General features: G+C 35.4%; 14 protein-coding genes and 1 pseudogene. 3 read left to right on the forward strand and 12 right to left on the reverse strand.

Features of this window, described 5'->3' with window-relative positions; genetic code table 11:
• Positions 1-235: 235 nt before the first annotated feature.
• The 9 genes from JNUCC51_RS04810 to JNUCC51_RS04850 form a co-directional block, all read right to left on the reverse strand.
• Positions 236-649, reverse strand: a complete 414-nt coding sequence (locus JNUCC51_RS04810; RefSeq protein ID WP_337991066.1) for a DUF350 domain-containing protein — start codon at positions 647-649, stop codon at positions 236-238.
• Positions 650-714: 65 nt separating this feature from the next.
• Positions 715-1,980 carry a glutathionylspermidine synthase family protein gene (locus JNUCC51_RS04815; protein WP_337991067.1) on the reverse strand — a complete coding sequence of 422 codons (1,266 nt, stop codon included), beginning with the start codon at positions 1,978-1,980 and terminating at the stop codon, positions 715-717.
• 2 nt (positions 1,981-1,982) lie between these two features.
• Positions 1,983-2,291, reverse strand: a complete 309-nt coding sequence (locus JNUCC51_RS04820) for a hypothetical protein (RefSeq protein ID WP_100544670.1) — start codon at positions 2,289-2,291, stop codon at positions 1,983-1,985.
• On the reverse strand, positions 2,288-2,770 hold the full coding sequence (locus JNUCC51_RS04825) for a hypothetical protein (protein WP_337991068.1): 483 nt from the start codon (positions 2,768-2,770) through the stop codon (positions 2,288-2,290). The genes JNUCC51_RS04820 and JNUCC51_RS04825 overlap by 4 nt, the downstream gene beginning before the upstream one ends.
• A 257-nt stretch (positions 2,771-3,027) precedes the next feature.
• Positions 3,028-3,489 carry an ANTAR domain-containing response regulator gene (locus JNUCC51_RS04830; protein ID WP_337991069.1) on the reverse strand — a complete coding sequence of 154 codons (462 nt, stop codon included), beginning with the start codon at positions 3,487-3,489 and terminating at the stop codon, positions 3,028-3,030.
• 31 nt (positions 3,490-3,520) lie between these two features.
• A complete protein-coding gene (eutC, locus tag JNUCC51_RS04835) occupies positions 3,521-4,378 on the reverse strand; it encodes an ethanolamine ammonia-lyase subunit EutC (protein ID WP_337991070.1) in 858 nt (285 codons plus the stop codon).
• 15 nt (positions 4,379-4,393) lie between these two features.
• Positions 4,394-5,755: an ethanolamine ammonia-lyase subunit EutB gene (locus JNUCC51_RS04840; RefSeq protein WP_337991071.1), complete on the reverse strand. Its 1,362-nt coding sequence runs from the start codon at positions 5,753-5,755 to the stop codon at positions 4,394-4,396.
• 127 nt (positions 5,756-5,882) lie between these two features.
• Positions 5,883-6,092, reverse strand: a complete 210-nt coding sequence (locus JNUCC51_RS04845; RefSeq protein ID WP_337991072.1) for a hypothetical protein — start codon at positions 6,090-6,092, stop codon at positions 5,883-5,885.
• A 99-nt stretch (positions 6,093-6,191) separates the two neighbouring features.
• Positions 6,192-7,277, reverse strand: coding sequence for a sensor histidine kinase (locus JNUCC51_RS04850; protein WP_337991073.1), 1,086 nt, complete (start codon positions 7,275-7,277; stop codon positions 6,192-6,194).
• 387 nt (positions 7,278-7,664) lie between these two features.
• Here JNUCC51_RS04850 and JNUCC51_RS04855 point away from each other — a divergent pair.
• Positions 7,665-7,845: pseudogene (locus JNUCC51_RS04855) on the forward strand (cobalamin/Fe(3+)-siderophore ABC transporter ATP-binding protein); the annotation flags it as partial.
• The gene (locus JNUCC51_RS04860) at positions 7,842-8,495 is read left to right on the forward strand and encodes a hypothetical protein (RefSeq protein WP_337991074.1); all 654 of its coding nucleotides are present in this window, start codon (positions 7,842-7,844) and stop codon (positions 8,493-8,495) included. The pseudogene JNUCC51_RS04855 and the gene JNUCC51_RS04860, both read left to right, overlap by 4 nt.
• Before the next feature lie 212 nt (positions 8,496-8,707).
• Here JNUCC51_RS04860 and JNUCC51_RS04865 read toward each other — a convergent pair whose 3' ends face one another.
• Entirely contained in the window at positions 8,708-9,679 is a 972-nt protein-coding gene (locus tag JNUCC51_RS04865) for a DMT family transporter (protein WP_337991075.1), read from the reverse strand.
• A gap of 272 nt (positions 9,680-9,951) precedes the next feature.
• On the opposite strand from JNUCC51_RS04865, the gene JNUCC51_RS04870 reads away from it, so the two are divergent.
• The gene (locus JNUCC51_RS04870; RefSeq protein ID WP_337991076.1) at positions 9,952-10,809 is read left to right on the forward strand and encodes a LysR family transcriptional regulator; all 858 of its coding nucleotides are present in this window, start codon (positions 9,952-9,954) and stop codon (positions 10,807-10,809) included.
• A 234-nt stretch (positions 10,810-11,043) separates the two neighbouring features.
• On the opposite strand, the gene JNUCC51_RS04875 is transcribed toward JNUCC51_RS04870, so the two are convergent.
• Both JNUCC51_RS04875 and JNUCC51_RS04880 read right to left on the reverse strand, forming a co-directional pair.
• On the reverse strand, positions 11,044-11,439 hold the full coding sequence (locus tag JNUCC51_RS04875) for a VOC family protein (protein WP_337991077.1): 396 nt from the start codon (positions 11,437-11,439) through the stop codon (positions 11,044-11,046).
• Positions 11,440-11,777: 338 nt separating this feature from the next.
• Positions 11,778-12,662, reverse strand: coding sequence for a LysR family transcriptional regulator (locus tag JNUCC51_RS04880; RefSeq protein WP_337991078.1), 885 nt, complete (start codon positions 12,660-12,662; stop codon positions 11,778-11,780).
• Positions 12,663-12,727 lie beyond the last annotated feature (65 nt).

Genomic DNA, 12,727 nt, shown 5'->3' on the forward strand with positions numbered 1-12,727 from the left:
TCGTTAAACTGTACAATAATATAGAAATATTGCTCTCTATTTGTACTCTTTTTTATTTCGGCATAAAGAGAAATATTCCTTCTATATTTCTACTTATCACATAACGTGTCGTTGATTTCCGTTCCGACTAGGCGATGTCAGATGTGAACAGTAAATATAAAGAGAGCATGTCTTTTCATTCGTAAAAAACATGCTCCCTTTAATGTATTATTATAGTGTTATCAAATATACTTTATTAATACGATAAACTTCCCGCTATAATTAATCCTACCGTAATGCCCACTGCAAATAAGCTGAAGCCTACTGCAGTATTTCCTTCTTCCACTTTTTTCTCCAAGCTTGTTTTTGGTGTTAACACGTATTCAATAATCAAATACACAATTACTTGTGTAGCAATTCCGATTAACCCCCAAATAAAAGCATCAAGTATATGAACACTTGAAGACCATACTGTATATAATGTGATGCCTAATCCAATCACTTTTCCCCATAGCTTTAATGCAACGGCCATATTGCCTTCTTTAATTAAGTTCCACTCTGAAAATTTTGTTGTAAAAGCAAATGCAACAATACCAATCAAAATGAGAATTAACCCTGTCCCTGTATATAATAAAAAATTAAAAAAACTATCTAATGAGAAATATCTCATTCAATACACACTCCTTTTATCGTGCTTCAGTTTGTTTCACTTTACTCTTAAATTCTTACAATTTTCTAATATCCTATTGGTAGAAAATAAGATCCGTTATCTGTAATTTGTCCCCCTGCGCGAATACCAATTGCACTTGCCTTACCATTAATATAAAAGCAACCATACATATAATGCGCTCGTTTTGGACCTTGTTCCGTTTGAATCATAGTTTGTGGTAGCTCTATAAATTGTTGATAAACAGGAAGTTCATCTTTATATGTTTTATGAATATCTTCCGCAATTTTTTTACCTGTATTTGAAAAAATCTCAACAGTGTCTCCTTCACGACCAAATGAAGGCTTTTTTACAAAACTTTGTCCTTGTTGCAAAAAAACATCTGGATCTAGATAAGTTGGTAAAAAATATTTATGTATTGCGTTATGTTCTTCAGGTGTATAAAAAGAATGTTCTTCCTCATGTAGTCCCCAAATGAGCGCCATTATTGCCTTAGATTGTAGTAAAAAAGCAGAAGGAGGATTCACAATGGCTAAGTCTTGTTGTTCCACAAGCTTCATCAACGATTGACCAACTTTTTCCTTCGTTATTGGATCTTCATCATCTATCAAATGTTCAATAGGATACGTCTGTCGATATAAAACATCGATTTTTTCCCCGCTTCTATCATAAAGACCTTGTGGTAGGACAACTTCTTCATTTTCTAAAATTGGCTCATCGACAAGTTGTAGGTGATTAAAGTCCATATACTGACTTTTTAAACTAGAGAGTCCCTGTAAATACATTGTTGTCAATTTATCTTCTTCATGTTCCGAATGTGCTGCGAAAACAATATTGCTAGCTTCATATTTTTTCCTCGTACGAAACGACGACGTTACAGCTTTCAAAATCGCTTGTTTTAACTGGTCTTCGCATCCTTCATTTGGATTTTGCATCTCAAACTGTTCACACATTTTCCCATTCACAAAAAAAGTTTCTTTTATAAATGTAGGTGTATCTGCGTTTATTTCAAGCAATTTTACTTGTTCATCGGTCACCACTAAATCTAAACGAGCAATGACACTTTCTACTGGAAGTGTTTGCAAACGGATGAAAGAGTGAGTTTCAGTGGGAAATCCAAGATGCAAAAGTGTCTCATCATCTACCATACGCAACAAAGCAGCCGACTTATAAAAAATATGGCCTATCTGGTCCGTTGCTTGGCGAATCCTATTAATCGTTTCTGAACTTTCTCTCTTAATATCAAATAGAGCATATTCCATCCCATATATGTCATGCCAAAAATCCTTTATTTGGCTAAAAAATTGTTGTCGATTTTCTCGAAATCGGTTCATCTTTACCCTCCAAAACCGCCTTTTGAACCACTGCCTATTCCTGATTTGTAATTCGATACATATGTTTTATAGTCAGCACTTTTTTGTAATGATGTTTTTGTTCCATAATATTTCCCACCATGGTAGTAACTACGCGCATAAGTTGAATCATTATCATCGCAATAATACGTACCCGTTTCCTTATCCCAATCCCAATCATCGCAATCCGTTCCTGTTGGCTCTGCATATCCCCTTTCCTCTCCACAAGCAGTTAACGTCACCAAAGCCGCAGCTGCTAATGCTCCTGTCATCATCTTCTTTGTTTTCTTCATGTTAAAAATCCACCTTCCGATGTTGCAAGCATATATCCTGTTGGCGTAACATATAAAACATACACACCTCGATCTTCATCAATTTCAGCTGAGTCACGCTCCCACTCCTTGTCTTCGATATATGTATATATACTGCCGATCATGCTTAAAATATCTAAATGATTCGCCATATATTCAAATGTGATAAGCGGATGATTTTTAGAGGTATTTAATTCGCGAATTTCAAGTTTAATACCTTCGCATAAGAGCTCTTGCATTTCCATAGGTGTTTCTTCATACAATTCTACATAAATCACGAATAACTCATCTTCAATAGCAGAAGACAATTGTTTATAAGTCTTACCTTCTTTAATAAAAAATTCACATTCTCTTCTTGTTAAAATTTGCGGCAAGTCAATTTTAGTATAATAATAGATTGGTTCAAACTTGTCTTTACCTTTTTGCAAACGATATTCTAACATTGCACCTTCGAATTGCATAACACACTTCCCTTTATAAATATTGTTTTTATATTCATCGTAGATTTTTCTATCCAGAAGCTCCTTATTTTTTTATACGACTGAGATTTATAATTAGTTTCATATTATTCTTCTAAACTTCAACTTAGGTATCATTAGGGTTTGTATTTATTTTTGAATATAAAAATCTCACTTAAACTAGAAAGATTTAACCTTTCTAATTTAAGTGAGATTAAGTTTATTATTACTTGCTTTACTTTAGCATTTTATTAAAAACCTCATTTTTCAAATTGCCCTTTTGTTCGTTCAATCATCTTTCGTTTTTGAATTTTTGCTTGTGTTAGTTGTAAAGATTGCTTTAATGTTTGTGTCCTCTTAGCTTGCTGAAGTGCAATCATCATTGCGGGAATTAAGCTAGCTTCAGAAACCGGTTTAACAAGATAACCCATTATATTATCTTGCTTAGACTTTTCTACAAATTCTTTTTGACTATATGCAGTAATCAACAACACTGGGATATCCAGCTGATGACCAATAACCTCACTTGCTTTTAAACCATTTAATTTTGGCATTTCAATATCCATTAACACTAGATCTGGTTTTAACTTAAAAGCAAGTTCGATTGCTCGATCCCCATCTCCTGCTTCCCCGACTACCTCATAGCCATTGTTCCGAAGCATCATTTTTAAGTCCAGTCTAATAATTGGTTCGTCCTCAGCAACTAAAATCCGTTTTTTCATAACATCACAACCTTTCTCGACAGGGGGAATATTACATATTGTTATTCCTTTGTTGAGCAAAAGAAACTCCTGTACACTTAGCAAGAAGCATTTGTTCGATTAAATCAGAAAGATAGGCACCAGCTTCAACTGAAGTCAGTCCATCTTTATGGATATTTGAAATGACCGTCCGATCAGCTTCAACTGTTTTTTCAGTAGGCCTATAAATCATGTATGCGCTCAAGCTTTCATCTGTATTTAGTCCTGGCCTTTCACCAATCAATGAAATAACAAGGTCACAATTAACAATAGCTGCTACTTCATCTTGCACCCATACACGCGCTCGCTTAATAAAGAACGGCTTTGCGACACTAATATTCTTTAATTTTAGCCCTTGTATTAAAGCAGGTAGTAAATCAACTACATTTGCTTCTACCGCAGAGGAGCTCAATCCATCACAAACAATAATTTGAACATCTTTGCCTTTTTCCCCGTTCTTTTCAAGATAGTTAATAGCTTCATCTGATAACTTTCGGCCAGCATCTAAATCCATTAAGTAAGACTTCATGTCACTAGCTCTTGTTTCCAGCTTGTGTAAACCCATATTTTGAAGAAAATCATCACTTACATCTCTTAATACAGCATCTTGTGCAGCTGCATGATCAATTAAAAATTGTAAATAGCTTCTCGTCAACATACGCGTTCCTGTTCGACCAATACCAATACGGGCAGGTGTAATACTTTGTGCTCGCTCAATGGATGCAGCGTTATGCGGCTTGTCTACCCCTTTTATACGTTCTTCTAGAAAATATATAGTTTCTTCTTTATTTTGATCGATATCGTTTTTTTGCGAATTCATGTTTTTCTTCACTTCATCAACTACTCTTTGAACAATTTCTTGAATATCCATTTTGCTCCTCCCCTCCTAATCAAAAATTGATAAATCTCCCGCACGTTTCGTCAACTTTCCATTTTCCATTAGGCCCATATTCTCCATCCATTTTTCGAACTCCCGAAGTGGTCGTAAGCCCAGAATCTCACGCAAACTAGCATCATCGTGATAGCTTGTATCTTGATAATTCAACATAACATCATCTCCACCTGGTACTCCCATATAAAAATTCGCTCCTGCAACTGCCGTTATGATACCGGCAACTTCCTGATCATTTTGATCGGCATCCATATGATTTGTATACGTTGGAGCAATCCCCATTGGTAAGCCATGCAATTTCCCCATAAATCCGTCTTCAAGATCCGCTCTAATTAATTGGCGTCCATCATAAAGTGTCTCCGGTCCAATAAAGCCAGAAACAGTATTCACCATGAAAGGCTTCCAGTGGCGTGCATAACCGTAGCTTCTAGATTCAAGCGTTTGCATATCTACCCCAAAATCAGCATTTAAAGAAACCTCAGAACCTTGCCCTGTTTCAAAATACATAAAGTTCGGACCTGTAGATGTACCATATCGAGCCATCATCTCATAGCCCTCATCAAGAATTTTTTTAGATATACCGAACGCTTCATTCCCTTTTTGCGTACCTGCTAAACTTTGAAACATAAGAGCGATAGGTGCCCCCTGCTTTAAAGCTTCCATTTGTGTTGTTATATGAGCCAAAACACAATTTTGAGTTGGAATTTGCCACTTCTCAATAAATTCATGTGAAAGAGTCAAAAGTTTTTTGACGGATTCAATCGTATCCACATTCGGATTGATACCAATAACTGCATCACCCGCTCCGTAGGACAACCCTTCCTTTATTGAATACAAAATGCCTTCTGGAACATCATTTGGATGGTTTGGTTGACAACGAAATGCTAAACGACCATGCTCTCCAATTGTAGTATTACAATGTGCTTGATATCTCATTTTCTGTGAAGCAAGAACAAGATCTATGCTGGACATCAACTTAGTAACAGCAGAAATCATTTCACTTGTTAGTCCCCTTGAAAGTTTCAATAATTTATCTGTACCTGTATCAGATGACAGAATATAATTTCTCAGTTCACCGACAGTCCAACTTTGAATATCCTTGTAAATCGTGTTGCTAATATCATCATAAATCAAACGTGTTACTTCATCGATCTCATACGGAATAACCGGATTCTCATAAATTTCTTTCAGCTGCATCTCGCTAAGTACTACTTTTGCTGCCATGCGCTCAAGCGATGATCCTGCTGCTACACGCGCCATCACATCCCCAGACTTCGCTTCACTCGCTTTTGCAAGTACCTCCCTTACCGACGAAAACGTATAATGAGTTCCTTTTACTACACAAGACAATTTCATCATTTAACACCCCTTTTTATATGTAAAAGATTGCAATCAAACGAAAAAAAGCGCTTTCACTTATCCCTGAAGAAATTTTCTTCGGGCGTGAAAGGCGCCTTTGCCTCAGTTATTATTTTAGTTCATTCTACAATACTCTCAAATGTTTTGTAAATAGTTTGAAAACAATGACAACACCATTAACGAAACAAAGCACCAAATCAATAATTCCTCGGCATAATTGTTGCTGTCGCTTCGCTTTCGCACAGATAAACAATGCGTTCGGAATCAGTAAGGATTTAACTTCTTTCAGCAGATTATGGACACCTGCTGAAAAGTAACTTAAAACCTCATTCATCTCACCACCTATAGAGGTGGGAGACTTCTGTACCTATCGCTATGCTTTCGGTACAGAAGATATTGCTGAAAGGAGTTAAAATTGTTATTTAAGATTTATTTAGGAACCCTCAATAGCTACTATCGGAAAAGTTATTGAAACTTTTGCCCCTTTGTCATACATAGGAAATGAAAGAACTCCTTGCAGCCTCTCTTCAACTAACATCTCTACAAGATGTAATCCTAAAGATGATGTATCGTCTAAAGAAAAAGAATCACCAATTCCACATCCATCATCCGTTACTGTAATCGTAACCATCTGTTTTCGTCTCCTCAAATTTATATCAATTTTCCCGTAATTTTGTGAAGGAAAAGCATGCTTAATGCTATTTTGAACTAACTCATTAACTATTAATGCAATAGCTGTTGCTTGATCTGAAAGACAGAATATTGATTCCCCTTCAACAGACACAGTAATATGTTGACTTGGAATAATGGACGAGGAAACTAGTAAAGAAGAAATTTGCTGTATTAAAACTTTAATATCCGCTTCCTCAATTCCACGTTGGGCCAAATAATCATGTACTAAAGCCATACTAGATATACGAGATATACTATCGTGAAATACCTCAGATACTTCCTCCGAGTGAGTGCGTTGCATCTGTAACCTCAGCAAACTAGAAATAACCTGTAAATTATTTTTTACACGATGATGGATTTCCTGAACGACAATGGCTTGAAATACACGTTGCTTTTCTTCACTATTAGTCGCTTTCATAAGCTGCTCTATATTTCTCTCATTCTGTACTACCTGTGAGATATCTCTTTCCTTAATTAATACCGCAATAGTCTCCCCATGCTGATCATTTATAGGAACAATATCTTGTTGCATGATTCCGCGCTCTTCCGTAATGCCTCTTGATCCAAAAAGTGGTTTTCCGGTTTTCAAACTAAATAAAACACCCGGTTCCATTTCTTCATACGCTATCTGCCCTAACATACTTTTTTTATACAAAGATGCTATATTGGTGGGCTTTGCTTCAGCTACAACGAAAGATGCGTTATCTTCTTCCAAAAGACAATCAATAAAAATGTCTGCTTGAGAAAGGTCAGCTATTATTTGAAGGTTTTTGGCCACACCTAAAATAATTTCACACTGTTCATTTGATAAACTTGTAAATCGTTTTAAATCTAAAATTCCCATCATGATCTATGCTCCCCTCTCTCTAGTTTTCCAAACACTATAGCAAAAATAAAAATTGCATTCAATGTGATACATAATCTCTATATCAAATTAAGTGGTCATAGGACAAGTTAAATTTCAACATATAGAAACAAAAAACAAGTTTTTCCTTGTTTTTGAATATAATATATATTACAATCCTAACTGAAAATGAAAATCATTATTAATTAAAGAAATGATGATTAATAAGTATTTAATATTATTCTTCACAATATTTGCAGTGCTATTTGTTATAAGTAGCATGTGGAGATACAGCATCAGACAACAAAGTCAACAAAATATGAAATTAAACCTGTTCTTGGTACAACGACAATTGAAGAAACACCAAAGTGTATTTTGACACTTTATTAATTTAAATTAAATCGCTCCGAACATAGAACGATTGTTATGGTTCTGCATGATTTGAATCTCGCTTGTCGCTATGCAGACCATATAGTTGCAATTCATCATCAGACAGTAGAAATAGTTCAAGGATCCTTTTTTTGGAACTCCATTATGTATCCCGAAAGGAAAAGGAAGGTATTTAAAATGAATTTAGAGCCTTATGGCGTGGAAAAGCACCCCTCACCTCAAGGTGTTCCTTTACATCAATTATTGAATAAAGATATTTTACTACCAATCATTAAACAGTATGGAAATTACTTAAATACTTCTTCCTTACCTGTAGCAGGTTCTTTATTTTTAAAACGTTATGCAGTGTTAGTAGCAGCTTCGAGTCTTGATTATTATGGACTACAAAAGAAAAGAATTGATTGGTGGTCTACAGCTCGATTAGATGTAACATCATTTAAATTGCTAATTGAAGAAAATCCAACAGAACTTTTTGACGACTGTTGGAAAAATCGCATTTTTGCACAAAATTTAACACCGATTATTACTATTATAAGCAAGGAATGTAAAATTTCCTCAAAGATCCTATGGGAAAATCTCGCTGTAAGGCTATTTGCAACTCTTCGTAAAAATGAAGAATTATATACTTTAAATGAATTAAATGAACATTTTAATGACCTTACAAGCGCTGAAGCCAATTGGTTAGGTATGGAGCAAAATCCTTTTCAGACTTATATTCAGATTAAAGAGACATGGATTGAAGCACCAGTTCGAAAAACGTGTTGCCGATACTATGAAGTAAATACAAAATCTGATATTCCATATTGTAAGAAATGTCCATTGAGGAAATAATATATTATTATAGAGAAATTGATTTCATACATTAAAGGTAACTGTTCAACCTAGAGTTTTCTATGATCAAATAAAGAGGGAGCATGTTTTTTCATTAATAAAAACATGCTCCCTTTAAGTCAAATTTACTTTATTAAATATGATAAACTTCCTGCTTTAATTTACTTAGAAGGCGATTGCGCTATCGAAGAAAACAACAAACCTTTCTAATATTAGACAGCCTGCCGTAATTCTTCTTCCTCTTGTATAACCTGCGGACTCGTGTTTTCTTCTCTACGCTGACAAATGTTATTCCAAATTAGAGCTGAAATAACAAGTAGGGTCCCTGCTATATCAAAGATTGTTATTTTATATCCTTGTAACATCATAATGACTAATGTAGTAATTGGAACGAAATTAATAAATAAAATTCCATTAATAGATGATAAGATTTTCACACCATAATTCCAACTAAGCAATGCTACAATACCTGGTAGTGTCATCATAAACAATAAATCATATTTAATAGCAAAAATCGTTTCCGTACTTGGGACTGATACATACCCTTGTGCCGTGATGATCATTGTGATGATACCTGTTACAGCTGTGCCAAATACACATGTTAATGTAGAATAGCGTAGAGTAGACCAATCATTAAATGTTTGACCACCCATTGTATAAATAACCCAACCTACAACACCAATTAATATAAATGCGAGCGAAACTAGATTATGTTTCAGTGTAAGAAAGAAACTCATATCGCCTTTTGTAATAACAAAAATAGCTCCAATAAAAGCAATGATCATGCTGCTAATCATATACTTCTTCGGTTTCACATGTTTATACCCCCATAGAATAGCAATCGAAATCATCGGCATTAGTGCTTCCATAATCGACGCTACCATAACGCCAGATTTCCCCATTAACATCTGACCTAAAAAAACTAACACGTTGTAAACAGTAAACGCCATCGTCCCAAAAAAGACGAGCAACTTACCTTTCCCCTCTAAACGAAAAGCTTTTTTACCTTCTTTCATCCATAATAAAATAACTAATACAATCGATACTGCCCCATATCGAATAATTGAAAAATAGAATGGACTTATATATTCAAGTGCATGATCTGCAACTGGAAACATGGCTCCCCATGACATACTAGCAATTAAACATGCTATCATACCTACTATTATTTGACTTTTTCTCACTGTTTTTCCTCGTTTCTCTACAACTCTATCAATTATGCCTCGGCATAATTGGTCCGGAGGCTTTGGGCCAACAAGATGTTGGTCACTCAGTCGTTGCCACAGGACGTGGCGTTCTTAGACTGAGTTCCTCTATTTCAGCGGGTGTTTGGGCACCCGCTGAAAGAAGTTAAAATTCACAATGAGAATTATAAAAAAGAAAATACATCACGTAAAATGATTGAAAGTGATATTAACTATCATTTATAATGATAGTTTTTAAGGAGGGGTGCTCAATGGAACTTCGAGATTTACAGATTTTCAAAAGTGTAGCAAATCACCAAAGTGTCAGCGGTGCTGCAAAAGAATTAAATTATGTACAATCCAATGTAACTGCACGTATTAAACTATTAGAAAAGGAGCTCAAAACACCGCTTTTTTATCGTCATAGAAAAGGGATGACATTAAATCCAGAAGGGCGGAAAATGCTGGCTTACGTTAATAAAATTTTGCAGGATGTCGAGGAAATGAAACAAGTCTTTTTAGATAATGATACACCGACTGGTACATTAAAAATCGGTACAGTCGAAACAGTGAGTATATTACCAACCATTCTAGCGTCTTACTATAAGGGGTATCCTAATGTCGACTTAACACTGCAAGCTGGTTTAACTGAGGAACTTATTAAAGAAGTAGCGGATCATCAATTAGATGGGGCTTTTATAACTGGACCGATTAAACATCCAGTTTTAGAACAATATGATGTATTTACCGAAAACCTCGTTCTCCTATCACAAAACAAATCCTTTCACATAGAGGAATTTATGTCTACACCAATCCTTGTATCTAATCAAGGTTGCGGATATCGTTCCAAGCTAGAACTCTGGCTCAAAGATGAAGGTTTACTGCCAAAAAGAATCATGGAGTTTAATATATTAGAGACAATTTTAAAAAGTGTAGCAATAGGTCTTGGCGTTACACTTGTACCACAATCGGCTGCTGAACATCTTTCTTCAGCAGGCAAGGTTTATTGTCATCCAATTCCTAAAAAATACGGTACGATTTCAACCGTCTTTATTCGACGAAAAGATGCATATATGACAAATTCGATGGAATGTTTTTTAAAAACAATTGCTGAGCATCAGCAAATATAGGGTTATTAAGCCCATTGAAAGCGCCAAATCATTGTGACTTAGCTATTTTATCGAAAAGCTAAACGCTTATGTTTTAGTCCCAAGCGTTCATAATCCACAAACGAATGAAGGCAAAAATAAAAAGACCTAGGCCGGTACAATACCAACCTCAGGTCTTTTAAGCAATTAATAAGTCAGATCCATTGAGTCTCTTAGTGTCTTATCCTTGCATATTTTATTGATCTATAGTGGATGCTATTTTGCATTTTTATCGGGTTGATGAATTCCAAATATATTTCCTTCAGTATCAATATAGTATCCTTGCCACGCCATTCCTGGTAGAGCATATTTCGGCATTGCAACCGTGCCGCCATTCTCAAGAATTTTAACTTCTGTTACATCGTAATTTTCCACACCCATTGTACAAGCAAATCCGTTTAAAGCTTGGTTTGGTTCCGGAGAAGCACCTTGACGTTGCATTAAAGCACCATTGATTCCATGCTCGTCTTCATTGCCAGTCACTGCTCCAAAGTAAGGCATTCCTGCATACTCACTCCAATCTTGAAATGACCATCCGAATACCTCTCCATAAAAATTCTTTGCACGTTCCATGTCACTTACATGAATTTCAAAATGAACTAATCTTCCCATGATATCCTCCTCGTTATAAAGCAAAATCTTACTTGAATTAATATGTGTTTAACTACAATTACTATAAAATATTATTATGTGGAAGGGAATTTATTTGTATGCTTAATTGACTAAATAATCCCACCTTAACACAAGAACGTTTGTTCTCATTCTATCACAACGTCGTAGGTTTTGACAATCGTCGGTATCACGAAATTTTTCAGACACTCTACCGGTTATTTTCTGCATGAACAAATCTCTTTAGCTCAAATTATAGGAATCGTGGCCGTTACTTAATAAAAGTTGAAGACTACAAGTGAAAAACAAGCATAACTAATGCTAGTTTCCGATTTTTATTGTTAATTTATAGCGTTTAAATGATTTTTTAAATACTGAATAAATGGATGCTCTTCTAAATCTGTTTTGCGTGTACATATAAATAAACTTTGCTGAATATCTGCCTGTTCAACATACACCCGAGCTAGTTTCCCATTTGTTATACTTTCCTTTACACTGTAGGACGGCGCTAAAGTCATACCGTACCCTGCTTCCACTACTTTAATCGATTCATGTAAGCCCTGCATTTGAAGTCCTAATTTAGGTAATGGACTGTTTAACGTGTAAAAAACGGCCTCCAATAAATCTAGTGTTGAGCTACCACGTTCCCGATATATAAATTCCTCTTTCGATAATTCATAAATGGAAACAGTTTGATTTGCCAAAGAATGTGATGGGTGAACAACAAACCAAAACGGGATATCTAATATTTTTTCAAACTGTAAATCAGGGTGACCAATTTTATTTTGCACGACGAAACCAAGATCCACTTCATAACTCATGACTTGCTCCTCCACAGATTTCACATTACCTAACGACACCAAAAATTCAATGTGAGGATTAGCAAGCTTATACGCTGCTATAATAGGCGGGAGTATATAGTTTATTGGTATATAGGAAGAAGCAATATGTAATTTTTCTTCCTTCGCTAAAAATTTACCAAGCTTTTCATCAATTTGTGCTTCTAAATAAAATAAACGCATTCCCTGCTCATACAAAAACCTCCCCTCAGGAGTTAATTGAATGCCACGTCCTTTCCCTTCTATCAATTTTGCCCCTATTTCGCTCTCTAATTTCCGTATTTGAATAGTGACGGCTGGTTGGCTAAGAAGCATTTTATTTGCTGCTGCAGTAATTCCTCCAAGCTTTGCTACATTCGTAAAAATCCTTAACGCATGCAAATTCATTTCATTCACACCTTTCTATCAATCAATTTCGCCTTGGCGTAATTGTAGCTGTCGCTTTGCTTTCG

The sequence above is a fragment of the Lysinibacillus sp. JNUCC 51 genome, from assembly GCF_015999525.1.
GTDB lineage: Bacteria > Bacillota > Bacilli > Bacillales_A > Planococcaceae > Lysinibacillus > Lysinibacillus xylanilyticus.

Excerpts from the sequence above, each read along its gene's own strand:
- JNUCC51_RS04810 (WP_337991066.1), bottom strand. The coding sequence starts at position 649 with ATGAGATATTTCTCATTAGATAGTTTTTTTAATTTTTTATTATATACA.
- JNUCC51_RS04815 (WP_337991067.1), bottom strand. The coding sequence starts at position 1,980 with ATGAACCGATTTCGAGAAAATCGACAACAATTTTTTAGCCAAATAAAG.
- JNUCC51_RS04820 (WP_100544670.1), bottom strand. The coding sequence starts at position 2,291 with ATGAAGAAAACAAAGAAGATGATGACAGGAGCATTAGCAGCTGCGGCT.
- JNUCC51_RS04825 (WP_337991068.1), bottom strand. The coding sequence starts at position 2,770 with ATGCAATTCGAAGGTGCAATGTTAGAATATCGTTTGCAAAAAGGTAAA.
- JNUCC51_RS04830 (WP_337991069.1), bottom strand. The coding sequence starts at position 3,489 with ATGAAAAAACGGATTTTAGTTGCTGAGGACGAACCAATTATTAGACTG.
- eutC (WP_337991070.1), bottom strand. The coding sequence starts at position 4,378 with ATGGATATTCAAGAAATTGTTCAAAGAGTAGTTGATGAAGTGAAGAAA.
- JNUCC51_RS04840 (WP_337991071.1), bottom strand. The coding sequence starts at position 5,755 with ATGAAATTGTCTTGTGTAGTAAAAGGAACTCATTATACGTTTTCGTCG.
- JNUCC51_RS04845 (WP_337991072.1), bottom strand. The coding sequence starts at position 6,092 with ATGAATGAGGTTTTAAGTTACTTTTCAGCAGGTGTCCATAATCTGCTG.
- JNUCC51_RS04850 (WP_337991073.1), bottom strand. The coding sequence starts at position 7,277 with ATGATGGGAATTTTAGATTTAAAACGATTTACAAGTTTATCAAATGAA.
- JNUCC51_RS04860 (WP_337991074.1), top strand. The coding sequence starts at position 7,842 with ATGAATTTAGAGCCTTATGGCGTGGAAAAGCACCCCTCACCTCAAGGT.
- JNUCC51_RS04870 (WP_337991076.1), top strand. The coding sequence starts at position 9,952 with ATGGAACTTCGAGATTTACAGATTTTCAAAAGTGTAGCAAATCACCAA.
- JNUCC51_RS04875 (WP_337991077.1), bottom strand. The coding sequence starts at position 11,439 with ATGGGAAGATTAGTTCATTTTGAAATTCATGTAAGTGACATGGAACGT.
- JNUCC51_RS04880 (WP_337991078.1), bottom strand. The coding sequence starts at position 12,662 with ATGAATTTGCATGCGTTAAGGATTTTTACGAATGTAGCAAAGCTTGGA.